The organism is Hongsoonwoonella zoysiae (assembly GCF_013266695.1).
Taxonomy (GTDB): domain Bacteria; phylum Pseudomonadota; class Alphaproteobacteria; order Rhizobiales; family Stappiaceae; genus Hongsoonwoonella; species Hongsoonwoonella zoysiae.
The window spans coordinates 533975-557686 of record NZ_JABRXF010000003.1; the positions used below are offsets into that span (position 1 = coordinate 533975).

The following is a 23712-nucleotide window of genomic DNA, read 5'->3' on the forward strand; positions in this document are numbered from 1 at the left end:
ATCCTGAGGATCGGACAATGCGTCCTGGCAATTCATCCCCGGTCTATCGCCGGATGGCGCGGGAACCGGGCGTCGGGGTCTCGCCCCGCCGCCCGGCCCGATCTGCGTCGCTGTCGTCCGTCTGGAAAATCAGACGGCGAAGAGGAGGAGGAGAGCCACCAGCAGCGAGAAGATGCCGAGAGCTTCGGTAACGGCGAAGCCGAAGATCAGGCGGCCGAACTGGCCATCAGCGGCGGACGGATTGCGCAGGGCGCCCGAGAGGTAGTTGCCGAAAATGCTGCCGAGGCCGATGGCTGCGCCACCCATGCCGAGGCAGGCGATGCCGGCACCGATCAACTTTGCTGCTTCAGCTTCCATGACGTTTGCTCCTTGTAAGATTGCAGCGACGTGATATCGGCCCCACGGCTTGCGGGGCCGTCAGTTTGTCCTCAGTGGCTCGGATGAAGAGCGTCGTTGAGGTACATGCAGGTCAGCACCGTGAAGACGTAGGCCTGCAGGAAAGCGACCAGGAATTCCAGACCCGTGAGCGCCACACCCATGATGAGCGGCAGGATCGAGGTCACCGGGCCGAAAAGACCGAGGCTCTCGCTCGCCAGAAGCGAGACGACGAAGCCCGTAAAGACTTTCAGCGTGATATGTCCGGCAAGCATGTTGGCGAACAGACGCACCGAAAGGCTGATCGGACGCGAAAGGAAGGAGATCACCTCGATCAGCGTCACGAGGGGAATGAGCGCGCCGGGTACGCCGTGCGGTACGAACAGGCCGAGGAACTTGGTCCCGTGCTTGGCGAAGCCGTAGACCACCACCGTGCTGATCACGAGCATGGCCAGCGCGAAGGTCACGATGATGTGGCTCGTCACCGTAAAGAAATACGGGAACATGCCAAGCAGGTTGGCGATCAGCACGAACATGAAAAGGGAGAAAACGAAGGGGAAGAACCGCATTCCCTCGTTTCCCGCAGAACTTCGCAAGGTACTTGCCACGAACTCGTAGCTCATCTCCACCATCGACTGCCAGCGGGAGGGCACAAGGCCGCGACCGCTGGTGCCCATGATCAGAAAGAGCGAGGTAACGGCGACGGTCGCCACCATGAAGAGCGCCGAATTGGTGAAGGAAAGATCGAGGCTACCCACCTCGATCGGGATGATCTTGCTGATCTGGAACTGATGGATCGGATCTTGCGCCACCGGCTCAGCCCCTCTTCTTTGTCTCGATCATGTCAGGCTTCGCGCCCCGAATGGTTCATAATGCACGTCGATTTCGCCCAAAACGGCTAGTCGCGCCGGCTCCGGTCGTGAGGGTCGGCCACGAGCCCGGCCGATCTCAGGACGTTCACCACGCCCGCGACGAACCCCAGCAGAAGGAACACGATCAACCCCCAGGGCGACGTTCCCAGACCGCTGTCGATCAACCAGCCGATTCCGCCTCCCACCAATACGCCGGCGACGAATTCCGTCGACAGCCTCAGGGCCTGCGCAATCCCTTTGGCGTCACCCTCGCGCTTGCGGCCGTGGCGTTTTTCTTCCGCCTGGCGCTTCGCATCGAGCGATCGGCTAAGCCGGTCCATCCGTTCGGACAGGTCTGCTTCCCGAGGTTTTCCCTCGCCGTTTTCCTTGCCCGCGTTCCCTGGAGACATGATCTGGATCCCCGTCGTTTCCGGCTGGAAATCGGCGTTGGGTGAAGCCCCTGAAAGCCGGGCGCACCATAGTCGGCACCCTATAGCCTGTCAAGGCGGCACAAGCATCGGTTAACATACTGAAATTATTGAAAATTCAACTTTAGGCAAAGGCTGTTGCCAGGGCGCTTCGAAAGCATCCACCGAAAACTTCCGACGAGGAATCGTTGTCAAACGGCCTCAAGGAAGCTTTCGGCTGTCTCAAGGTCGACGGAAACGAGCTGCGATACGCCGCGTTCTGCCATCGTTACTCCGAACAGGCGGTTCATTCGCGCCATCGTTATCGGATTGTGGGTAATCACCACGAACCGCGTGTCGGTGTTGCGCGTCATTTCGTCCAGCAGGTCGCAGTAACGCTCTACATTGGCGTCGTCGAGCGGGGCGTCCACCTCGTCGAGCACGCAAATCGGCGCGGGGTTCGTCAGGAAGACCGCGAAGATCAGCGCCATGGCGGTCAGCGCCTGCTCTCCGCCGGAAAGAAGCGTCATCGTCTGCGGCTTCTTGCCCGGCGGCCGGGCGATGATCTCAAGTCCCGCCTCCAGCGGGTCGTCTGCGTCGACAAGCTGAAGTTCGGCCGTGCCGCCGCCGAAAAGGTGGGCAAAAAGGCGTTGGAAATGATCGTTCACCTGTGCGAACGCCTTCAGAAGGCGCTCTCGCGCTTCCCGGTTCAGGTTCGAAATGCCGTTGCGCAGCCGTTTGATGGCTTCGATCAGGTCGTCACGCTCGCGGCCAAGCGTCGTGCGCTGCTCGTCGATCTCGCGCATTTCCTCCTCAGCACGCAGGTTCACCCCGCCAAGGCGCTCGCGTTCGCCCTTCAGCCGCTCCAGCTTGCGCTCCATCGCCTCATGCTGCGGCAGCGGCGCGCCTTCCTTCAGCCCGGCAAGTTCGGGCAGCGCCGACACCGGAACCTCCAGTGCCTCGTCGATCCGCTCCTCGATCTCCGCCTTGCGGGCGCGGGCCGCCTCCAGCCGTTCCTCGGTCCGGATCTTGCGCTCACGCGCACCCGACAGCGCCTCAAGCGTCGCTTTCGCGCCGCGATCGAGTTCGGCAAGCTGCGCTTCCGCCGAAACAAGCGTATCGTCGGCCTTCTTGCGCTCTTCTTCGGCTGTCGAAATCCGGTTCAAGAGTTCGCGGCGCTTCAGGTCGATATCCTCCGGAGCCTCGGCAAGTGTCTGCCGCTCCTCCTCCGCCTCTTCGCGCCGCCCGCGCAGCACCTCGATCTGGGATTGCGCGTTGGCGACGCGGTTCGCCCAGTTGGCCCGTTCACGGGCAATGGCCTCAAGCCTGCGATCGCGCATCTGCCGTTCGCGGGCAAGGCCTTCGGCGCCAGCGCGCGCCTCAGCCAGTTGCGCACGCGCGTCGGCAAGCGTGGTGCGAAGGTCGGTTATCGCCTCGGCAAGACCGCTTACTTCAGGCAGATCGGCGGCATCCGATTCCGCATCGAGCATCCGCTCGCGCGCTTCGGCGATTTCCCCCTCCAGCCGCTGCACCGTATCGCGCAGGGTTTCCTGGCGTGACGAAAGCTGCGTCAGCGCACGCTCGGCTTCCGCCAGCGCCTCGCGGGCAAACATCGCCTTTCGCTGGCTTTCCTTCAGCCGCCCGCGCGAAGCCTGCTCGTAATCGCCGGCCCGGCGCACAGCGTCGAAAGCGGCCTGAAGCGCTTCCTGCCGCGCCTCCACCTCGCTGCGCGCGGTTTCGATTTCGTCCTCCAGCGCCGCAAGCCGGTTTTTCTGCTGCAGGCGTTGTGCGGCCGGCGTGGGCGCATCGGCAGCGATCGTGAAGCCGTCCCAGCGCCAGAGATCGCCGTCGCGGCTGACGAGCCGCTGACCGGGCTTCAGAAGCTTTTGCAGAACGCGCCCGCGGTCCGCGTCGACAATGCCGATCTGCGCAAGCCGCCTGTGCAGCGCCGCCGGCGCGTCGACTTCATGCGACAGCGGCACGGCCCCTTCGGGCAATGCTGGGTCGCCCGCCATGTCGCCGAAACCGGCCCAATGTACCGACGCCCGGTCATCGACCGGCGCATCCAGGTCCTCGCCAAGGGCCGCACCAAGCGCGGCCTCGAAACCGGGCGCGACCTTGATTGCCTCGACAACAGGCTCCCAGTCGCCCGGCGCCTCCACGTTAAGGACTTTCGCAAGCGTGGCCGCTTCCGTCTCCAGCCGCGACAGCTTGCCTTCAGCGTCGGAAAGCGGAGCCCGCGCCGCCTCAAGCGCCTCGCGAGCGTTGCGCGTCGTCTCTTCGGCCTCGGCCACAGCTTCCTCACCTGCGACGAGTTCGGCTTCGGCCAGTTCCAGCTCCTCGCGGCGCATCGCCGGGCCTTCTTCGTCCGCGATCTTCTGCGTGACGGTCGTCAGTTCCTCTTCCGTCTCCGCCATCTGTCGCGACAGTCGGTCGGCCCGCGCCTTCGCGTCCTGGACGAGGCGCTCAAGCTCCCGGCGGCGGGCGTCGACGCGCGCCTGCTCTTGCGTCAATTCGCCAAGCTTCGTCTCAAGAGCGCTGACCCTTTCCGTCGCGGCTTCAACGCGCGTCCGCGCCTCTTCCGCACGTTCGGCTTCCGCTTCGTTTTCAAGGCGGAGTTCTTCTTCCTCCTGGGTGAGCAGCTCCAGGTGTTCGCCGTTTTCGGCGATCATGCGCTCCTCGCGCTCGATATCGCCGGCAAGCTGCTGCAGGCGTGCGGAGAGATCCGACAGCTTTTCGCGCACGCGTCGTTCTTCGGAATCAAGCTCGTTGCGCGCGATGATGAGGCGCTGCAACACCGCCCCCGCCTTCGCGGCGGCATCGCGCAGTTCCGGCATCTTGTGCTGGGCTATCGCCTGGTGTTTGGCGGCTTCGGCCTGCGTCGCCGTCGCCGTCGCCATCTCTTGCGCGGCGCTTTGCGCTTCCGCCTCGGCTGCTTCCAGTTGCGCCTTGCCTTCGAGCCAGCGCAGGTAAAGCAGCGTCGCTTCCGTCTGGCGGATTTCGGAGGAAAGATTGCGGTAGCGGCTTGCCTGGCGCGCCTGCCGCTTCAGCCCGTCGAGCTGCTGGTCGATCTGGACGAGAACATCCTCCAGCCGCTCAAGGTTCTGTTCGGCGGCTTTCAGGCGCAGTTCCGCCTCGTGACGGCGCGAATGCAGGCCGGATATGCCCGCCGCCTCTTCCAGGATCATGCGTCGCGAGGTCGGCTTCGCCGCGATCAGTTCGCCAATCTGGCCCTGGCGCACAAGCGCCGGCGAGCGTGCACCCGTCGAAGCGTCGGCGAAGAGAAGCTGTACGTCGCGGGCGCGCACGTCTTTGCCGTTGATCTTGTATGCCGATCCCGATTCGCGCTCGATCCGGCGCGTGACCTCCAGAAGGTCGGCGTCGTTGAAGCCCGAAGGCGCTGTCCGCCCGCCGTTATCGAGGAAGAGGGTTACCTCGGCCGTGTTTCGCGCAGGCCGGTTCAGGCTTCCGGAAAAGATCACGTCGTCCATGCCGGACGCGCGCATGTTCTTGTAGGAATTCTCGCCCATGACCCAGCGCAGGGCCTCGACGAGGTTGGACTTGCCGCAGCCGTTCGGGCCGACGACTCCGGTCAGCCCTGCGCCGATGACGAATTCCATCGGTTCGACGAAGGACTTGAAACCGAGAACGCGCAGCTTGTTGAACTTCATGACCGGAGTCTCCCGCCGGTCATCTCGCCCTTCGCGGGCCGGAGTAAAGGCGCGGGCGCACCGCCGCCCGCCCGCACCGCGCGCCGGTCACAGATGCTTTGCCAGCTCTTCGTCCAGCTGCTCAACCGTGATCGCTCCATTCACCTTCTCGCCGTTGACGAAGAAGGTCGGCGTAGAACTCACCCCGAACTCGCTTGAGGCGCGATTCTTTATCTTGTTTATTGCGTCGAGAAGTTCCTGATTCTGCAAGCAGCCATCGAAGTTTTCCTGTGTAAATCCGATTTGCTTGGCGAAATTCAACAGTGAATTGTAAGGATCGTTGGTGAAAGCCCATTTGCGTTGTTCGGCGAACATGGTGTCCACCACGTCGAAATACTTATCCTCCGACGCGCAGCGCGCAATCATGAAGGCGGCCGTGGCAACCGGATCGAGCGGGAATTCGCGGAACAGGAAGCGCACCTTGCCCTGCTCGATATATTCGCTTTTCAGATGCGGATAAGTGTTCTTGTGGAAGTTCGCGCAGTGCCCGCAGGTCATCGAGGCATATTCCACCATCGTCACCGGCGCGTTCTCATCGCCCAGCGTCATCTCGGGCAGCGGGCCCGCCTCCATCAGCTTTTCCACGTCGACGCTTTGCGCGAGTGCCGGAACGGCGCCGAGCGTAAGTCCCGTGGCCAGCATCACGCGGGCGGAACGGTCCAGGAATTGTCGTCTGTTCAAAGTCACCTTGCGTCTTCCTATGCGCTGCGCGGCTACTGCCGCCGGATTTCGTTTCAGCACTCTGTTCGTGCGGGCTGAGCGAATGTGTAGGCCCAATTGCTCTCGCGTCAACGGGAGAGGCGAATTGTGGCATCAATGAGAGGTGAGCTGCGGTGCCGGATCACGCTGCAGTGAATAAAGCAGTCACGCAACTTTTGGTGCAAAACGAATCTTTTCCGCGGGGAACGACCGGTCCGGTCCTTTCAAAACTCTTAACACGGCGCTACTCACGTGGCGCTGTAATCCTGCAACCGGAGGAATGATGGTCCGCACCCACGTTCTCGTCGTTTCATGTCTGGCTCTCGCCGCCTGCCAGTCGGGCTCCGGAAGCCGGCCGCCGGCTTATCTCGCCTCCGCACCGCAGGCAGAGCCCGCCGTTGCCGCGCATCAGGACGGGAGCCAGTTGCCTGCTTCGGGCCCTTTCTCGCTCGTGCCGGAAACGACCGCGACTTTGGCCCCATCCCTCGCCACCTCGGCTCAGCCTGTAACCGAGGCCTCTTATCGGCCTGCCCTCGCAGGTGTCGACCTCGGCGAACTTACTAGAGGGTACTGGCGCGTGGTGTCGTTTTCCGGCTGCGGTCTTCGGTTCGGACATCCAGGTGCCGCCGGCGCGCCCGTCTCGGCTTCGGGCTGCGGCGCGTCTTCGGTGGCCAACGCAAGTGCCTGGACGGCAAGTGGCGATACCTTGCGCCTCCTGGACGCGAGCGGCGTCGAGGTCGCAACCCTTTTCGTCGACAGGCCGGACCTTCTGACGGGCTACACGCCGTCAGGCGCGGATATCGTGCTCAGCAGATAAGGATCAGCGGTTTTTCGCGATCACGGCGCGTCCCAGCCGCTCCAGCGCACGGCGCAGATGCGGCGCGGTCACCTCGGACACTTTTTTCGAAAGCTCGTTTTCCTCATCGCGCGTCAACTCCCGCAGTGGCGCGGGGCCCGCTTTCTTTTTCGCGACGACCGGGCGCTGGACGATCTTGATGCGCCCCACCGCCGACCAGCCGAAATAGGCGTTGATGCGGTCGATAAGTGTAGGAAGCTCATGACTGAGGAAAAGGGCCGTCGCACCGTCGGTGTGCACGGTGAGCGTCGCGGGATCCGGCGCATTTTCGCCGTCTGCGCCCGTCGCTCGCGGCCAGTTGAGCCGTGCCGGCTGGACGCGGGCCGCATAGCGCTCGCCGACGATATCCGGCCAGTCGGACAGAAGATCGGCGGTCGCGAATCCGCGTTTCTTCACCGCATTTGAGATCGGGCGCGAGATCAGCTCGCCAAGCGGGCGCGCACTCGTCAGGCGCCTTGCATTGGCTGCGCTGTTCGGATTGGAAACGCCCATAGCCATCGCCGTTCTTTCTTCGACCGGTCTTCGGACCCGTTGAATTGTAACCCGAAGCAGTATTGTCCACAAAATTTCAGCCCGATTCGCACGAGTTTTTCTGCGAAACAAGAACAACCTGTGTGAAACCTCTTGAAATCTTCGTTTCCCGGCCAATTCTCGTTGCCGTCATGGTGATTACCGCAGTTCCTTCCGCCCTCCTCGCCTGGTACGACCGTCACGCCCGCGCACTTCCCTGGCGCGTCCCGCCGCAAGATCGCGCGCTCGGCGTCGCGCCGGATCCCTATCACGTGTGGCTGTCGGAGGTGATGCTGCAGCAGACAACGGTCGCCGCCGTCAAATCCTATTACGCGGCCTTCCTCGAGCGATGGCCGAAGGTGGTAGATCTCGCTGGCGCGCATGAAGAGGACGTCATGAAGGCCTGGGCCGGCCTTGGTTATTATTCGCGTGCACGAAACCTCAAGAAATGCGCCGAAACCGTTGCCCGCGACCATGGCGGGCGCTTTCCCGAAACGGAGGAAGGGCTGAGGGCGCTTCCCGGCATCGGGCCTTACACGGCGGCCGCGATCGCGGCGATCGCTTTCGACCGTCCGGCCGCCGTCGTCGATGGCAATATCGAGCGCGTGATCACGCGCCTTGAGGCGATGGAAACGCCGTTACCCGACGCCAAGCCGCAGATCCGCGACCGTATGGCGGGCTTGATGCCGCAGGACAGGCCCGGCGATTTCGCGCAAGCCATGATGGACCTCGGCGCAACCATCTGCACCCCGCGAAGGCCCGCTTGCGCGCTCTGTCCGTGGATGGACGCTTGCGCCGGGCGCAGCAAGGGCATTGCCGAAACGCTGCCCCGCAAGGCGGCAAAGGCTGAAAAGCCCACCCGGCGCGGCATGGCCTTCGTCGCCGTTCGCGAGGATGGCGCAGTGCTTTTGCGCCGCCGTCCGCCGCGCGGGCTGCTGGGCGGGATGAGCGAGCCGCCGACGAGCGAATGGACGGTCGATGCCGTCACCGACCGTCCGCTCGATCCTCCGCTGGCTCTTGAGTGGCGGAAATCGGGCGCTCCCGTGCGCCATACCTTCACGCATTTCCACCTTGAGATGACGGTCTGGCGCGCGGACGCCCCGGCCGGCATGCCGCCACCCGATGGCCACTGGTGGTCGCCCTCGAATCAGGTTTCCGGCGAAGCCCTGCCCACCGTCATGAAGAAGGCCGTCGCCGCAGGCCTCGGCAAGACGATCTGATCGCCGCTGCAGCTCTACTGGAACGCCGTTTCCGCAAAGCTTCTGAGTTTGCGCGAATGCAGGCGCTCGCGCGGCATGGCGCGCAGCTTCTCCATCGCGCAAATGCCGATTTCCAGATGCTGGGCAACCTGCTTCTTGTAGAAGTCGCTCGCCATGCCGGGCAGCTTCAGTTCGCCGTGCAGCGGCTTGTCGGAAACACAGAGCAGCGTTCCGTAAGGCACCCGGAAGCGGAAGCCGTTCGCTGCTATCGTTGCCGATTCCATGTCGAGCGCGATGGCGCGCGACTGCGAAAACCGCTGCACCGGTTCGCGGTGGTCGCGCAGTTCCCAGTTCCGGTTGTCGATGGAGGCCACCGTTCCCGTGCGCATCACGCGCTTCAGTTCGTAGCCCTGGTAGCCGGTAACCTCCGTCACCGCCTGTTCCAGCGCCACCTGCACTTCGGCGAGAGGCGGGATCGGCACCCACTTGGGCAAATCCGCATCCAGCACGTGGTCCTCGCGCACATATCCATGCGCAAGCACATAGTCGCCAAGCGTCTGGCTGTTGCGCAGGCCCGCGCAATGGCCGAGCATCAGCCAGGCGTGCGGGCGCAGCACCGCGATATGATCGGTTATCGTCTTGGCGTTCGACGGGCCGACGCCGATGTTGACCATGGTGATGCCCGAATGGTCGTCCCGCTTCAGGTGGTAGGCGGGCATCTGCGGCATGCGTGAAAGCCCCTCGCCTTCCCCCCCTTCTCCGCCCCCCTGCTCGCCGGGATGGGTAATCAGGTCTCCAGGTTCCACGAACGCCGTGTAGCCGCTTTCCGGATCGGCCAGGAGTTCGCGCGCCAGCCGGCAGAATTCATCCATATAAAACTGATAGTTCGTGAAGATCACGAAGTTCTGGAAATGCTCCGCCGCCGTCGCCGTGTAATGCTGCAGGCGGTGCAGCGAATAGTCGACGCGCGGCGCGGTGAAGGGGGCCAGCGGATGCGCCTGCCCCGGCGCCGTCTCGAAGGTACCGTTGACGATCGCATCGTCCATGACGGAAAGGTCCGGCAGATCGAACAGATCGGCAAGCGGGCGGTCGAGGCGGCCCATCACGGCGCTTTCCACGTGGCGGCCGTCATAAAAGGCGAAATGCAGCGGGATCGGCGTCCGGCTTTCGCCGATTTCAACGGCAATGTCGTGGTTCTTGATCAGGAGCGATATCTGCTCTTCAAGATAGTCGGCAAAAAGATCGGGCCTTGTGATCGTTGTCGAAAAAACGCCCGGGCCGGACACGAACCCGTAGGAAAGCCGGCTGTCGAGCCGCCCATGCGTGCTCGTTGAAAGTCTGACCTCCGGATAGGTGGCCCGCACCCTGCCCGGCGGAAGCTCGTTCCTTGAAAGCGCATCGAAGCAATCGCGCAGGAAGGCCGTATTACGCTCGAAAAGCCCGGTAAGCCTGCGGACCGCACTTCGCGCATCGCGAAAACCCTCATGTGCGGCGTGCTCGGGCGTATGGACGGCAGGCTTGTCGGTTGTCGTCCTGGTGGAATCGGTTTTTGTCACGTAATGCGCATCCTTTTTCATTCCTGTCAGGCTTCCCGCCATTCGTGAAATCGTCAAGGCCCGTGCAGGCGGTCTAAAATTATTTTCGTAACGTGAGAATTTTTTTATCGCAGAAAATTTCGACGGAACCAAGGAACCCTTTATTTTTCTTAAGATTAACGGCTTGCCCGCCCGCGTGTTGCGAAATGCAAGAGCGCGAATTCCGGAAAGCGGGAAAACGCGAGTCGGGCCAAGGCGTTGAGGGCCCGAAGCCGGCCCGGCAAGGACAGCACCCCCGTTAACGAAGCGAAGCAGACGCGACGGCGCGTCTTATCTTGGTAAACAAACCATTGATTTAGAACGAATAATTAGATTCGACGCTTAACCTGCGATTTACCAACTCCGGTAACCATGGCCTTCGTAATTGCGTGAGGTTATGCGTCGCAATGAATGTACAGCGTAAAGGGGTGCCGGTTGCGGCACCCCATTCATCCGACAGGCCGGACTGGCTCGACACGATCATCAAGGGCGATTGCGTGGCAGCGCTCGAGAAGCTGCCGAAGCATTCCGTCGATGCGGTCTTCGCCGATCCTCCCTACAATCTGCAGCTCGGCGGAAATCTTCTCCGCCCTGATCATTCGCAGGTCGACGCCTGCGACGATCACTGGGACCAATTCGCAAGCTTCGAGGCCTATGACGCTTTCACAAGGGCGTGGCTTCTTGCGGTAAAGCGGGTTCTCAAGCCGGATGGCTCGCTTTGGGTCATCGGCTCCTATCACAATATTTTCCGCGTCGGCGCGATCCTTCAGGATCTCGGCTTCTGGATCCTGAACGACGTTGTCTGGCTGAAGTCGAACCCGATGCCGAACTTTCGCGGCAAACGGTTCACCAACGCACATGAAACGTTGATCTGGGCCGTGCCGAAAAAGGATGCGAAATATACCTTCAACTACGAGGCTCTGAAGACCTTCAACGATGATCTTCAGATGCGTTCGGACTGGAACCTGCCGCTTTGCACCGGTTCCGAACGGCTGAAGGACGACGCGGGCCAGAAAGTGCATCCGACGCAAAAGCCGGAATCGCTGCTTTACCGCGTGCTGCTTTCCTCCACGAACCCGGGCGATGTGGTGCTCGATCCTTTCTTCGGAACGGGCACGACAGGGGCTGTCGCGCGCAAGCTCGGGCGCCATTTCGTCGGCGTGGAGCGCGAGCAGGACTATATCGATGCGGCCGAAAAGCGCATCGACGGCCTGACGCCAGCCAATGACGACGTGCTGGAGGTTTCCCGCGGCAAGCGAGCCGAACCGCGCGTTCCCTTTGGAAACCTTCTTGAAGCGGGCCTCATCAGGCCGGGCGACAGGCTCACCTGCGCGCGCGGGCGCCACAGGGCGACGGTGCGTGCGGACGGCTCGCTCGTCTCCGGTGAGCACAATGGTTCCATTCACAAGGTAGGCGCCCTCGTCCAGGGGCAGAGCGCCTGCAACGGCTGGACTTTCTGGCACATCGAGCAGGACGGCATCCTTGCGCCTGTCGACGGTCTTCGCCAGATCATCCGCTCCGGACTGCGCCAAGGCAGCCGGTGAACTCGCGCTCCCCGCGGTTCAACAGCTTCGCGCCTCAGGCCGAAGCAAAACCCCGGACGGTTCGCCGCCCGGGGTTTTTCTTGGTCTGGCGCAGCCATGGACCTGGCTCGCGGCCTTACGCTCCCCGCATGGCCGGTGCTCTCCCCAGCGGCCGGCTAGCACTCAGCAATGCGTCGAGAAGCGCGTAAAGCGGCATGGCGACATCGGCGAGCCCGCTTTCGGACAGGGGATCGAGGCCGATTCCGGCAGCATAGAATATCGATGCGTTTTCATAAGGATTATCCGTGTTTCCGGCCTGCGCGAACAGTTGGCTCAGATATCTCAGCCGCTTTTCGTCGACGCCCCTCAGCATATCCGCGACTGCATGGTCGTAGCGTGCCCATTCGCGGACCGCGGGTTCCAGCTTGAGGCCGTGGAAATCCCCAACGATCGCCGCGTTGCCGGCAAGCCCAGCCCAGGTCTGCAGCCGCTCGTAGGCGGAGCCGCTTGCCTCCTCCACACGCCTGATGACGCCTTCGCCCGCGTCGATGCGCCAGACTTCGCGCATCATGAACTTGAGTTCTGCCGCATCCTTGAAATGCCAGTAGAAAGATCCCTTGGAGACCCTGATGCCGCGCGCGATCGCCTCCACTCGGACCGCATTCGGCCCCCCTCTCGCCAGCGCCTGTAATCCGGCGAGAACCCAGTCGGCGCGGCTCAACGGCCCCCGGTCTGCCAGCATGACGCTCCCTCACTTGGTGCTTAGGCGTCATTTTGCTTGGGGCTTGGGGTCTGGACCATTTCCCGGACCGGATTGTATCTCATTTTTCCGTGGCGCAGGAGGCTTAACGCCGGTTACCGGTTTATAATGACGTACGCAATTAATCGCCTCCGCCTACCCGTCTCGCAGGCAGCAGCTTGGCCAGGGTGGCCGCCAGCGCTTCGGCTTCCTTGTCCGTCAGTTTTTCGCCGATTTCGCGCTGCATCGCCTCGGCATATACGGGCCACATCTTTTCCCGGATTTTCCGGCCCCGCCCCGTCAGGCGGACGACGATGCCGCGTCCGTCCTGGGCGCAGATGTCGCGCTTCACATATCCCGCCTTTTCCATCCGGTCTATCAGGCGCGACATATTGTACTGCGCCATGAGAATGCGTTTCTCGATTTCCAGGGGCCTCAGTTGCCCGCTCTCCTCCCGGTCCAGCTCCAACAGCACATCGTACCAGGCAAGCGGAGGAAAATCGTGTTCTTTCAATGACTTTTCAATATTCGCCCGGACAAGTTCCGCCGCCCGAACAAGGTTGACCCAGGCGAGTTCGGTATTTTTTGACGTTAAGGCATCTTCGCGCATGTGTCGTCGCTATCAAATCATTCCTACCGCATCAATCTTGATTTTTCGATGCAGATGCATGATATTTGGTGTAATTGCAACAAACTGGGAAAATCATGATGTCTGAGGTTCCTGTCCTGGTCAGCCACACGCTTTGCCCTTACGTCCAGCGAGCGGCGATTGCGCTTACCGAAAAAGGCGTTCCTTTCGAACGCATCTATATCGACCTTTCCAACAAGCCGGAATGGTTCCAGAAAATCTCGCCGCTTGGCAAGGTGCCTGTGCTGAAAGTCGGCGATGAATCCTTGTTCGAGTCCGCCGCAATCGTCGAATACCTTGAAGATGTTTACCAGAACCCGCTGCATCCGGTCGATCCGGTGAAGCGCGCGCAGCACCGCGCCTATATGGAAATGGGCTCCAACATCCTGAACGGTATCGGCGGGCTTTACAACGCGCCGGACGAAGCCGCTTTCGGGGCGAAGGCGAAGGAATTGCGCCAGCGTTTCGAGCGTCTGGAGGCCGACCTTGGCGAAGGGCCGTTTTTCGCCGGCGAGACCTTCACGCTGGTCGATGCGGTCTTCGGCCCGATCTTCCGCTATTTCGACGTTTTCGACCAGATCGGCGACTTCGGCGTGCTGACCGGACTTGAGAAGGTCGCCCGCTGGCGCAAGGCCCTCTCCGAGCGCCAGTCGGTCAAGGAGGCTGTCAGCACGGAGTATCCTGCATTGCTGCGCACCTTCCTGCAAAAGCGCAACAGCCATATCGCGAAGCTCGCAGCCTGACCGCCGCCGAAAGCACGTGAGACCTTAAATCGGAATGCCCGGCCGGGGATAAGTCCTCGAGCCGGGTTTTTCGTCTGCCGGTTATCCCCGTCGCGCACCGGACAAGAAAAAAGCCCCGGTGGCGACACCGAGACTTTCTCAGGCTACGAAATAACCCTTGTTTGAACCTTTTTGGTCTCTTTTTTCACCTTATTGGGCGGCGGCTGGCTGCACCTCGGTGGCCGAAGGCCGCTCCCATTTGAGAACCGGCTTTCTTGCGGCCTGCGTCTCGTCCAGCCTGCGGCGCGGCGCAAGGTAAGGCGCGCCGGAAAACCGCTCGGTTTCGCCCTTTTTCGCGCTCATGACGAGATCGCGGAGCGTCGCCACAAACAGGTCGAGCGAGGCCCGGCTTTCCGATTCCGTCGGCTCGATCAGCATCGCGCCATGGACCACCAGCGGGAAATACATGGTCATCGGGTGATATCCCTCGTCGATCATCGCCTTGGCGAAGTCGAGCGTGGAAACACCCGTGTCCTTCAGGAAGCTGTCGTCGAACAAGACTTCATGCATGCACCAGCGCGACCCGAAAGGAAGGCTCATCAGGTCTTCCAGGCCGACACGAACATAGTTCGCATTCAAGACGGCATCTTCGGAAGCCTGCTTCAACCCGTCCGAACCATGGCTCTTCATATAGGCAAGCGCACGCACGAACATGCCCATCTGGCCGTGGAACGCCGTCATCCGGCCGAAAGGCATCTCGCCTTCCGCAACGCCTTCAGTGGTTTCCACCAGTTCCACGCCATCCTTGCCCTTCCGCAAGAACGGCAGTGGCGCGTAGGGCGCAAGCCGGTCGGACAGCACGACGGGGCCGGAGCCCGGTCCGCCGCCGCCATGCGGCGTCGAAAAGGTCTTGTGCAGGTTGATGTGCATGGCATCGACGCCAAGGTCTCCCGGCTTTGCCTTGCCGACGATGGCGTTGAAATTCGCGCCGTCGCAATAAAAGTATGCGTCCGCAGCGTGAATCGCCTCGGCGATCTCGATGATGTCGCGCTCGAAAATGCCGCAGGTGTTCGGGTTCGTCAGCATGATGCCGGCGACATTGCCTTCGTTCTCGGCAATTTTCGCCTTCACCTCGTCGGTGTCCACCGTACCGTCATCGCGCGCCTTCACCGCCACGACCTTGTAGCCGAGAAGGGCCGCGGTCGCCGGGTTCGTGCCATGGGCGGATTCCGGCACCAGCACCACCTTGGGGTCGCGGCCGTTGGCGCGATGCGCCGCCTTGATCGCCATCATCCCGCAAAGCTCGCCATGGGCGCCGGCCTTGGGGCTCAGCGCCACCGCGCTCATGCCGGTCATGGTCATCAGCCAGTGGCTGAGCTCGTCCATCAGATCGACCGCGCCGGACACGGTTGAAAGCGGCTGCAGCGGATGGATATCGGCGAAACCCGGCATCCGCGCGGCCTTTTCATTAAGGCGCGGATTGTGCTTCATGGTGCAGGAGCCGAGCGGATATAGTCCTGAATCGATTGCATAATTCTTTGTCGACAGACGCACGTAGTGGCGCATCGCCTCTGGCTCAGTCAGCGCCGGCAGGTCGATCCGCTCTTGCCGCGCGTGACCGCCAAGCTCGGCCTCGAAGTCTTCCGGCTCGTCAAGGTCGACACCGGTGATGTTCTGATGGCCGATCTCGAAGATCAGCGGCTCTTCCATCGCCAGTCCCTTGTTGCCCGTAAAGGTCTTGTGCGCCGCCTCGCCCGCGTCTCCGGCGGAGGTCGGACGGCCTTGCGTGTTCATGCTCATGCCAGCACCTCCTTGAGGGCTTTCGCGAATTCGGCGCGGTCCTCATCCGTGTTGACCTCGGTGGAGGCGACGACGAGGAGGTTTTCGAGATCCTTCTTGCCCGGCTCCAGGCGCGAAACCGGCACACCGCCCAGCACGCCCCTGGCGACCAGCGCTTCCGTGACCTCCGCCGCAGGTTTGGGCAGCTTCACGGTGAACTCGTTGAAGAATGCCTTGTTGATCACCTCCACGCCCGGTACGGCGGAAAGCGCTTTCTTCAGCTTCACCGCGTTGGTGTGGTTGATCCGGGCAAGCTGGCTGAGCCCCTTGCCGCCCAGAAGCGTCATGTGGATCGTGAACGCCAGGCAGCAAAGGCCCGAGTTGGTGCAGATGTTGGAGGTCGCCTTGTCGCGGCGGATGTGCTGCTCGCGCGTTGAAAGCGTCAGCACGAAGCCTCGCTTTCCTTCCGCATCGACCGTCTCGCCGCAAAGCCTGCCCGGCATCTGGCGGATGTACTTCTGCTTCGTTGCGAAAAGCCCGACGTAAGGTCCGCCGAAGGTCAGCGGATTGCCGATCGACTGACCCTCGCCCACCACGATATCGGCCCCTTGCGCGCCCGGCGGCTCGATCAGGCCAAGAGAGACGACCTCGGTGAAAACGGCGATCAGCAGCGCGCCGTTCTCATGCGCCTTTTCGGCGATGGGTTTCAGGTCGATCAACTGGCCATAGAAAGACGGCGACTGCACGACGACGCAGGAGGTTTCCTTGTCGATCCGGGCCAGAATGTCTTCGGTGCCGTTCGGGTCGGCGGGAAGGCTGACGACCTCGTCGTTTGCCATGTCCGACAAACCCTCGACGACGGCGCGGTACTGCGGATGAAGGCCGCCGGAAAGCACCGCCTTCTTGCGCCTTGTCACCCGGTGGGCCATCAGCACGGCTTCCGCGGTTCCCGTCGAGCCGTCGTACATGGAGGCGTTCGCCACATCCATGCCCGTCAGTTCCGCGACCTGGGTCTGGAACTCGAAGAGATATTGCAGCGTGCCTTGCGTGATTTCCGGCTGATACGGCGTGTAGGAGGTCAGGAATTCCGAGCGCTGGATCAGGTGATCGACCGTTGCCGGCACATGGTGCTTGTAGGCACCCGCCCCAACGAAGAACGGCACGGAGGATGCGCTCACGTTCTTCGCCGAAAGCCTGGAAAGATCGCGCTCCACCGCCATTTCGCCCGAGCGGCGGGGCAGGTCCAGAAGGCCCTCGATACGGGCCTTTTCCGGAATATCGGAAAATATCTCGTCGACCGATTTGACGCCGACGCGCTCGAGCATGCTGGCGCGATCGTTATCTGAAAGCGGAAGATACCGCATTACGGGCTCCCTGTCGGAGTTCTGGCGAGTTGAGGCGCCACTTCGGCGACCACGATCTCGCTCGTCACTGAATTGGCGATGAAACAGGCTTCATGCGCCTTGTGATGCAATTCTTTTAGCCGGTCGGCACCAGGCAGTTCCGGCCCCGCGAAGGTGATCAAAGGCTTGAGCGTGACCCTGGTGACCGCCAGTTTCCCGCGCGCCACCCGCTCCATCACGCCTTCGGCCTTGTCTTCGTAAGCCTCGACGATCAACCCGTCCCGGCGCGCAAAATCGAGGAACCACAGCATGTGGCAACTGGATATCGCCGCCACGAAGGCCTCTTCCGGGTCGACCGCCGCCTCGACGGACGCCGGAAGGGGCACCACGCTCGGGCTTGCCGAGGCCGGCACCTCGATGCCGCCGTCAAAACTCCAGGCATGGCCGCGCGAATAGCTGTTTTCCGCGAAATCGCCCTGCCTGCGCCATGTCACGGTCGCGCTGTAGAGGTGCCCGGCCATCGCATCAAAGCCCGTCGACGTAGGCCTTGTAGCCGGCTTCGTCCATCAGGTCGTCAAGCTGCGAGGCGTTTGAAAGCTTGATCTTGATGAACCACGCCGCGCCTTGCGGATCCTCGTTCACCTTGGCCGGTTCGTCGACCAGCGCCGCGTTCGCCTCCACGACCTCGCCATCAACCGGCGCATAGACTTCCGAAGCCGCCTTGACGGATTCCACGACCGCCGCTTCGTCGCCCTTGGAAAGCGTCTTTCCGGTCTCCGGCAGTTCCACATAGACAACGTCGCCAAGCTGGCTTTGCGCATAGTCGGTGATGCCGACTGTCGCTACATCGCCGTCGACGCTGATCCATTCATGATCTTCGCTGTAATAGGTGCTCATCGTCATTCCCTTCAATGGTAAGGCGCGATCGGGCCATTGCCAGTCCGCGGTATTTGAAACTGAAAGTCAGGATTTCGGCTTGCGGTGGTAGCGCTGCTCGACGAACGGCATATCGACCACCTTTGCCGGCAGTTCGCGCCCGCGAACGACCAGCACAAGATCGGTGCCGATGCCTGCCGCTTCCGGCGTCACGTAGCCCATGGCGATCGGCGCACCGACCGTCGGCGCGAAGCCGCCGGAGGTAACGGTGCCCACCGTCTCGCCCTTCGCATTCCGGATTTCAGCTCCTTCGCGGGCCGGCGCGCGGCCTTCAAGCTTCAACCCGACGCGGATGCGCTTCGTCCCGCCCGCAAGTTCGGAAAGGATACGGTTTGCGCCTGGAAAATCACCCGCTTCGCGGCGCCGCTTCTGCAGGACGAAGGTAATCGCCCCCTCGACCGGCGACGTCGTCTCGTCCAGATCGTGACCATAAAGGCAAAGGCCCGCCTCGAGCCTCAGGGAATCGCGCGCGCCAAGCCCGATAGGCTTGACCCGATCGTCGGCGAGAAGCGCCCTGGCGATTGCTTCCGCCGCACCCGCCTTCACCGAAATCTCGTAACCATCCTCGCCGGTGTAGCCGGAGCGCGAGACGTGACAGTCGATGCCGTCGAATTCCATGGACGATGCGCCCATGAAGGCAAGATCGCCCGCCTTCGGCGCATGCGCCGCCATGACCTCGGCGGCTTTCGGGCCCTGAAGGGCGATCAGCGCCCGGTCCTCGACCACATCAAGGCGCACGTTTTCGGGAAGGCTCCTTGCAATAACCTCATAATCGACGTCCTTTCGCGCGGCGTTGACGACCAGAAACAGGCGGCCGTCGTCGTCCGGCGAAACCGAGCGCGAGACCATCAGGTCGTCGATTATACCGCCCTCCTCGTTGAGGAGGACCGTATAGCGCTGGCGCCCGTGCTTGAGGCCCTGGATTTCCGAAGGCACCAGTTTTTCCAACGCCTTGGCGGTCGTCTCGTGATCCGGGCCGACGAGGAAAGCCTGCCCCATGTGCGAGACGTCGAAGAGCCCGGCCGAATTACGCGTCTGATTGTGTTCGGCAAGAATACCGCTCGGGTATTGCACCGGCATGGAATAGCCCGCGAAAGGCACCATGCGCGCGCCGAGTTCCCTGTGTAAATCGGCAAGCGGCGTTTCAAGAAGATTGTCGTTATCGGAGGATGCCATCCGTCAGGTGTCCAGGTTCGAGGCGCGCCACGGAACGGACATCCCTGCCCTTCCGTGCCCCCTCTGTCCCGGTAACCTGAGAGATTTCCCGCCTTAAAGGATTGAAATCCCGGCGGTTACTCCTTCGGCGAGCCGCCGGATGCTACGTCCCTGACGGCTTCTTTCCAGAGCGTTGCTCGTCCTGCGGTCCTTTTGCCTGAGAGTTTCCGGGGCGGTTGCTCCTTCGGCGCCGGTGTGAGCCGGCCTCTCCCGCGGGACGTTTTGGCGGAACATTCCGTTCCTCCGTCAGGCAGCGCACAACGGGAACGCTGCTTCGGTGCGCATATTCGGCTTAGAGCGCGCCTGAGTCAATCGGCACCGGCACGCCGGAAACATCAGCGCCGGCCTTCATCCTCCAGGGAAACGAGAACCCTCGGCCGGGCCTCGGGCGGCAGCGTGATGCTGGTTTCGACAAGGCTCCAGATCTCCGACGGGGAACCGGCGCCAAGCGTCACCGGCACCATCATGATATCGCTCCGGTCCTTTTCGTCCTCCGAGCCGGATTCGCGCAAGGTAACCTTCAGCGGAAGCAGGATTTCGCCGCCTTCCCAGGCCGGGCCCGGCGTCACGCGGCCCGATACGCCGATTTTCACCTGCGTCTGGCCGTCCACCTTCTTGCAGCCGGTCGCCCATTTTTCGATAGAGGCCTGATATTCGAGCGCTCTTGCGTCGTTTTCCTTGCCGCGCTGGAACTTCATCAGAAGGTATCGGTTGCGCTCCACGCTGATCGGCGGACACCAGGGCGGCGCGACGAAGGCACTGGCATCGACATCGACAACACTGTCGCCGGACCCACCGCCGCTCACGATCTTCGATCCGATGTCGCCAACGCTTTCACAAGCGGCAAGCCCGAAGCCTGCCATGGCGAAGAGGACAGTCATTCGGAAGGAGAAACCGGCGATTTTGCGCTTCATGGGCGGATTGAACCACGCTCTTCGTTGAACTCGACGGATCCCGTCTATAACAGGACATTTCCGCCTTGGCGAGCGCATAGCCCCTTGGAACGGCCGGACGTTCGCCCGCTTGCCCTTGACAGCGCACGGCACGTTACTTCTATTGCCGGCTGAGACCGTATTTCCCGTTCAGCACCATCCTTCGGGATGCGAACCGAGGCACGTGATGACGTCAGCCGGAACCGGCGCCAAAGCATCGGCTTCCCCCGCCCAAAAGCCGAAGCTTGAGATCAAGCTATGCGCGCCGCGCGGCTTCTGCGCCGGTGTCGACCGCGCGATCCAGATCGTCGAGCTTGCGCTGAAGCGTTTCGGCGCGCCGGTCTATGTGCGCCACGAGATCGTCCACAACAAATATGTGGTGGAGGATCTGAAGGCCAAAGGTGCTGTTTTCGTTGAAGAACTCGACGAAATTCCGGATGAAGAGCGCGAACGGCCGGTAATCTTCTCCGCCCATGGGGTGCCGAAGTCCGTGCCGGCGGAGGCCGTCTCGCGTAACATGTTCTTCCTCGACGCCACCTGCCCTCTGGTTTCCAAGGTCCACAAGGAAGCCGAGTTGCACCACCGGCGCGGGCGCGAAATCGTCCTGATCGGCCATGCGGGCCATCCGGAAGTGATCGGCACCATGGGCCAGTTGCCGGAAGGTGCCGTCAGCCTTGTGGAAACGGTCGAGGACGCCGCCACATTTGAGCCCAAGGGCCACGGCCCGCTCGCCTGGATCACACAGACCACGCTTTCCGTCGACGATACGAAGGCGATTGTGGAAAAGCTGAGCGAGCGTTTTCCGCAGATCATTCCGCCGCACAAGGACGACATCTGCTACGCGACCACCAACCGCCAGGATGCGGTCAAGGTCGTGGCGCCGCAGGTCGATGCGATGATCGTCGTCGGCGCGCCGAATTCCTCCAACTCCCAGCGGCTGAGGGAGGTGGCAGAACGCGCCGGTTGCGCCCGTGCGGTGCTGGTCCAGCGCGCAAGCGACATCCCGTGGAACCTGGTCGGTAAGCCGAACAGCCTCGGGATCACGGCCGGAGCATCCGCCCCCGAAATCCTCGTGGAAGAGATCATCGGCGCTTTCGCAGACCGCTTCGAGGTGCATGTCGAAACCGTACGCACCGCCGATGAGGATATCGCCTTCAACCTGCCGCGCGCCTTGCGCGAGGCCGCGGCGGAGTAACGCCTTTGGCCGTTTACACAGACGTCACAGACGAGGAGCTTTCCGCCTTCGTCGCCCGCTACGATATCGGCCGGCTTCTTTCCTTCAAGGGGATCGCCGAGGGTGTCGAAAATTCGAACTTCCTGGTGCACACGCAAGCCGGATATTTCATCCTCACGCTCTATGAAAAGCGCGTCGATCCAGCCGACCTGCCGTTTTTCCTGAACCTCATGCGCCATCTCGCCGGCAAGGGCATCACCTGCCCGACGCCGCTTGTCGCGCGAAACGGCGAAATGCTGGGCGAACTTGCCGGACGCCCGGCGGCGATGGTGACGTTTCTCGACGGCATGTGGATCAGGCGCCCCCGCACCGTGCATTGCGCGGGCCTCGGCGAGGGGCTGGCGAAGTTCCATCTTGCGGGTTCGGACTTCGAAATGACCCGCAGGAACAGCCTTTCGGTCGGCAACTGGCGCGGCTTGCTCGAGCTTTCCATCGACAGGGCGGATGAGGTCGTTCCCGGCCTTGGCGGCGAACTTTCACAAGAGCTTTCGCATCTGGAAGCCGTCTGGCCTTCCGACCTGCCTTCCGGCGTCATCCACGCCGACCTTTTCCCCGACAACGTCTTCTTCCTCGGAGAAACGCTATCGGGTTTCATCGACTTTTATTTCGCCTGTACGGACGCTTTCGCCTATGACGTGGCGATCTGCCTGAATGCCTGGTGCTTCGAAGCCGATCTTTCCTTCAACGTCACCAAGGCGCGGGCGATGCTGAACGGATATCGCTCCGTGCGCGATTTTACGCCTGAAGAATTCGCCATGCTGCCCACGCTTGCGCGCGGCGCGGCCTTGCGTTTCCTGCTGACGCGCCTGCACGACTGGCTGAACGTTCCCGAAGGCGCGCTCGTCACGCCCAAGGATCCGACGGAATACCTCAAGAAACTGCGCTTCCACCGCGACGCGCGATCGGTAAGTGCTTATGGCCTCGACGAATAACAGCAAAGGCAGCGTCACCATTTTCACCGACGGAGCGTGCTCTGGAAATCCCGGACCCGGCGGTTGGGGTGTGATTTTGCGATACGGCGAGCACGAGAAGGAGCTTTTCGGCGGCGAGGCGGAAACCACCAACAACCGGATGGAACTGACCGCGGCCATTCAGGCCCTGGAAGCGCTGAAACGCCCGTGCACCGTCGAGCTTTATACGGACAGCAATTACGTGCGCAACGGCATCACCCAGTGGCTGCACAACTGGAAGCGCAACAACTGGCGCACCGCCGACAAGAAGCCGGTCAAGAATGCTGATCTTTGGACCGCACTTGACGAGGCGCGCAACCGCCACGACGTGAACTGGCACTGGGTCAAGGGCCATGCCGGCCACCCCGAGAACGAACGTGCCGACGAGCTTGCCCGGCAAGGCATGAAACCTTTCCGGAAAAAGGAAAACGCCGGAGACAAACCGTGAGACCGGCCGGCCCCGAGCTTGTTCGCGGGGCGGCGAACCTTGGCGCGGGCGCTGGAATTGCGCGGGGCGCCGGCAACTCGCGCGATGCCAGGCGGATCCTGATGATCGCAAATCCGACCGCCGGCGGCTTCAACGCCGGCACGCTTGAGGAGGTCGCCGCAAGACTGCGCACCGGCTTGCACGAAGTTCACGTTCAACTGACGCAGCGTGCCGGTGAGATCGACGCGATCTGCGCCGACCCCGCCCTCAAGGCCGATGTGGTGGTGATTGCCGGTGGAGACGGATCGATCAACGAAGCGATTACGGGCTTTGGCGACCGTCCCGATCCGCCGGCCCTTGCCGTCATCCCCTTCGGCACGGCGAATGTGCTGGCGCAGGAACTGAAACTGCCGTTCAAGCCGCAGAAGATCGCGGAAATGATCATGGCCGACCGCAGGAAACCGCTTCATTACGGCCTTGCGAACGGCCATCCCTTCGTCCTTATGGCTTCAGCGGGCGCCGATGCGGAGGCGGTGCATGCGATCCCGCTCGATCTCAAGCGCCGCTTCGGCAAACTCGCCTACGTTCTCACCGCATTGAAGATAGCCTTTTCCGGTCGTAGGGGAGCCGATATCGATATAACGACGGAAGGCGAGACGATTCGCTGCCGCCTCGCCGTCATCACCAATGGCAAATGCTATGGCGGGCCTTTCGTCATCTGTCCCCAAGCCTCGGTAACCGAGCCCGGCCTTCACCTGGTTGCTCTCAGGCGTGACGATATCGCGGCATGCCTCTGGGCGGGATTATCCTTGGCGCTCGGCCGGCTCCATAAGACAAGGAACGTCATTACGCGGCCGCTGGTTCACGCGGAAATCCGCAGTTCCGCGCCAGTCGCCGCGCAAATCGACGGCGACCCGTTCGGCATGACGCCGCTCATCGTGGAAGCGGCTGACCACGCAATTCCTTTCATCGCGCCTTAGCCGCATGATACCAACATTCGAATACCTCCTCAGCAAGCTAGGTTGCAAATGTTGCAATCTTCAAAACAACTATCTAATTATATGTTTCTAAAGGTCTTTTTATTTTGGCATTTGATTGAGAGT

The 23712-nt window shown here is 62.1% G+C and carries 23 protein-coding genes and 1 riboswitch; of the genes, 8 read left to right on the plus strand and 15 right to left on the minus strand.

The annotated features are described in order from the left end of the window. Positions 1 to 129: 129 nt before the first annotated feature. From HPQ64_RS18890 to HPQ64_RS18910, 5 genes are all read right to left on the minus strand, one after another. Positions 130 to 357 (minus strand): F0F1 ATP synthase subunit C, encoded by a 228-nt coding sequence (locus HPQ64_RS18890; RefSeq protein ID WP_160776302.1) that lies wholly within the window; start codon positions 355 to 357, stop codon positions 130 to 132. A gap of 71 nt (positions 358 to 428) precedes the next feature. Beyond that, positions 429 to 1187, minus strand: a complete 759-nt coding sequence (locus HPQ64_RS18895; protein ID WP_172890174.1) for a F0F1 ATP synthase subunit A — start codon at positions 1185 to 1187, stop codon at positions 429 to 431. A gap of 86 nt (positions 1188 to 1273) precedes the next feature. Continuing rightward, on the minus strand, positions 1274 to 1636 hold the full coding sequence (locus tag HPQ64_RS18900) for an AtpZ/AtpI family protein (protein WP_172890175.1): 363 nt from the start codon (positions 1634 to 1636) through the stop codon (positions 1274 to 1276). A gap of 209 nt (positions 1637 to 1845) precedes the next feature. After that, positions 1846 to 5304, minus strand: a complete 3459-nt coding sequence (locus HPQ64_RS18905) for a chromosome segregation SMC family protein (RefSeq protein ID WP_172890176.1) — start codon at positions 5302 to 5304, stop codon at positions 1846 to 1848. Positions 5305 to 5391: 87 nt separating this feature from the next. After that, a complete protein-coding gene (locus HPQ64_RS18910; protein ID WP_343036068.1) occupies positions 5392 to 6030 on the minus strand; it encodes a DsbA family protein in 639 nt (212 codons plus the stop codon). 295 nt (positions 6031 to 6325) lie between these two features. Here HPQ64_RS18910 and HPQ64_RS18915 point away from each other — a divergent pair, with 295 nt between their 5' ends. Next, positions 6326 to 6859: a hypothetical protein gene (locus HPQ64_RS18915; protein ID WP_172890177.1), complete on the plus strand. Its 534-nt coding sequence runs from the start codon at positions 6326 to 6328 to the stop codon at positions 6857 to 6859. Between the two features lie 3 nt (positions 6860 to 6862). Here the strand turns inward: HPQ64_RS18915 and HPQ64_RS18920 are convergent, their stop codons facing one another. Next, positions 6863 to 7396: a DUF721 domain-containing protein gene (locus tag HPQ64_RS18920; RefSeq protein WP_210260370.1), complete on the minus strand. Its 534-nt coding sequence runs from the start codon at positions 7394 to 7396 to the stop codon at positions 6863 to 6865. Positions 7397 to 7560: 164 nt separating this feature from the next. Between HPQ64_RS18920 and mutY the strand changes: the two genes are divergently transcribed. Next, positions 7561 to 8628, plus strand: a complete 1068-nt coding sequence (gene mutY / locus HPQ64_RS18925; protein ID WP_172890422.1) for an A/G-specific adenine glycosylase — start codon at positions 7561 to 7563, stop codon at positions 8626 to 8628. Positions 8629 to 8642: 14 nt separating this feature from the next. Here mutY and HPQ64_RS18930 read toward each other — a convergent pair whose 3' ends face one another. Beyond that, on the minus strand, positions 8643 to 10184 hold the full coding sequence (locus tag HPQ64_RS18930) for an AMP nucleosidase (RefSeq protein WP_172890178.1): 1542 nt from the start codon (positions 10182 to 10184) through the stop codon (positions 8643 to 8645). A 404-nt stretch (positions 10185 to 10588) separates the two neighbouring features. Between HPQ64_RS18930 and HPQ64_RS18935 the strand changes: the two genes are divergently transcribed. After that, a complete protein-coding gene (locus tag HPQ64_RS18935) occupies positions 10589 to 11725 on the plus strand; it encodes a site-specific DNA-methyltransferase (RefSeq protein WP_172890179.1) in 1137 nt (378 codons plus the stop codon). A 115-nt stretch (positions 11726 to 11840) separates the two neighbouring features. Here the strand turns inward: HPQ64_RS18935 and HPQ64_RS18940 are convergent, their stop codons facing one another. Both HPQ64_RS18940 and HPQ64_RS18945 read right to left on the minus strand, forming a co-directional pair. Next, positions 11841 to 12446, minus strand: a complete 606-nt coding sequence (locus HPQ64_RS18940; protein ID WP_172890180.1) for a TetR/AcrR family transcriptional regulator — start codon at positions 12444 to 12446, stop codon at positions 11841 to 11843. A gap of 139 nt (positions 12447 to 12585) precedes the next feature. Beyond that, complete coding sequence (locus HPQ64_RS18945; protein WP_246270791.1) at positions 12586 to 12957, minus strand: MarR family winged helix-turn-helix transcriptional regulator; 372 nt, start codon at positions 12955 to 12957, stop codon at positions 12586 to 12588. 194 nt (positions 12958 to 13151) lie between these two features. Here HPQ64_RS18945 and HPQ64_RS18950 point away from each other — a divergent pair, with 194 nt between their 5' ends. Then, on the plus strand, positions 13152 to 13814 hold the full coding sequence (locus tag HPQ64_RS18950; RefSeq protein ID WP_172890182.1) for a glutathione S-transferase family protein: 663 nt from the start codon (positions 13152 to 13154) through the stop codon (positions 13812 to 13814). A gap of 189 nt (positions 13815 to 14003) precedes the next feature. Here the strand turns inward: HPQ64_RS18950 and gcvPB are convergent, their stop codons facing one another. From gcvPB to HPQ64_RS18980, 6 genes are all read right to left on the minus strand, one after another. Next, positions 14004 to 15593 (minus strand): aminomethyl-transferring glycine dehydrogenase subunit GcvPB, encoded by a 1590-nt coding sequence (gene gcvPB, locus HPQ64_RS18955; protein WP_172890183.1) that lies wholly within the window; start codon positions 15591 to 15593, stop codon positions 14004 to 14006. Continuing rightward, positions 15590 to 16936 (minus strand): aminomethyl-transferring glycine dehydrogenase subunit GcvPA, encoded by a 1347-nt coding sequence (gene gcvPA, locus HPQ64_RS18960; RefSeq protein ID WP_172890184.1) that lies wholly within the window; start codon positions 16934 to 16936, stop codon positions 15590 to 15592. Before gcvPA ends, gcvPB begins: the two co-directional genes overlap by 4 nt. Beyond that, a complete protein-coding gene (locus HPQ64_RS18965; RefSeq protein WP_172890185.1) occupies positions 16936 to 17436 on the minus strand; it encodes an OsmC family protein in 501 nt (166 codons plus the stop codon). Before HPQ64_RS18965 ends, gcvPA begins: the two co-directional genes overlap by 1 nt. A gap of 4 nt (positions 17437 to 17440) precedes the next feature. Next, positions 17441 to 17812, minus strand: a complete 372-nt coding sequence (gcvH, locus tag HPQ64_RS18970) for a glycine cleavage system protein GcvH (RefSeq protein WP_172890186.1) — start codon at positions 17810 to 17812, stop codon at positions 17441 to 17443. A gap of 66 nt (positions 17813 to 17878) precedes the next feature. Further along, entirely contained in the window at positions 17879 to 19027 is a 1149-nt protein-coding gene (gene gcvT / locus HPQ64_RS18975; RefSeq protein WP_172890187.1) for a glycine cleavage system aminomethyltransferase GcvT, read from the minus strand. A gap of 174 nt (positions 19028 to 19201) precedes the next feature. Beyond that, a riboswitch (glycine riboswitch) is annotated at positions 19202 to 19289 on the minus strand. Between the two features lie 112 nt (positions 19290 to 19401). Beyond that, positions 19402 to 19980, minus strand: a complete 579-nt coding sequence (locus tag HPQ64_RS18980) for a hypothetical protein (protein WP_172890188.1) — start codon at positions 19978 to 19980, stop codon at positions 19402 to 19404. 205 nt (positions 19981 to 20185) lie between these two features. Here HPQ64_RS18980 and ispH point away from each other — a divergent pair, with 205 nt between their 5' ends. The 4 genes from ispH to HPQ64_RS19000 are packed head-to-tail and all read left to right on the plus strand — an operon-like array spanning position 20186 to position 23589. Further along, positions 20186 to 21193, plus strand: coding sequence for a 4-hydroxy-3-methylbut-2-enyl diphosphate reductase (gene ispH, locus HPQ64_RS18985; protein ID WP_172890189.1), 1008 nt, complete (start codon positions 20186 to 20188; stop codon positions 21191 to 21193). 5 nt (positions 21194 to 21198) lie between these two features. Further along, the gene (locus HPQ64_RS18990) at positions 21199 to 22164 is read left to right on the plus strand and encodes a homoserine kinase (RefSeq protein WP_172890190.1); all 966 of its coding nucleotides are present in this window, start codon (positions 21199 to 21201) and stop codon (positions 22162 to 22164) included. Continuing rightward, positions 22148 to 22630, plus strand: a complete 483-nt coding sequence (rnhA, locus tag HPQ64_RS18995) for a ribonuclease HI (RefSeq protein WP_172890191.1) — start codon at positions 22148 to 22150, stop codon at positions 22628 to 22630. The genes HPQ64_RS18990 and rnhA overlap by 17 nt, the downstream gene beginning before the upstream one ends. After that, a complete protein-coding gene (locus tag HPQ64_RS19000) occupies positions 22627 to 23589 on the plus strand; it encodes a diacylglycerol/lipid kinase family protein (protein WP_210260371.1) in 963 nt (320 codons plus the stop codon). The genes rnhA and HPQ64_RS19000 overlap by 4 nt, the downstream gene beginning before the upstream one ends. Positions 23590 to 23712 lie beyond the last annotated feature (123 nt).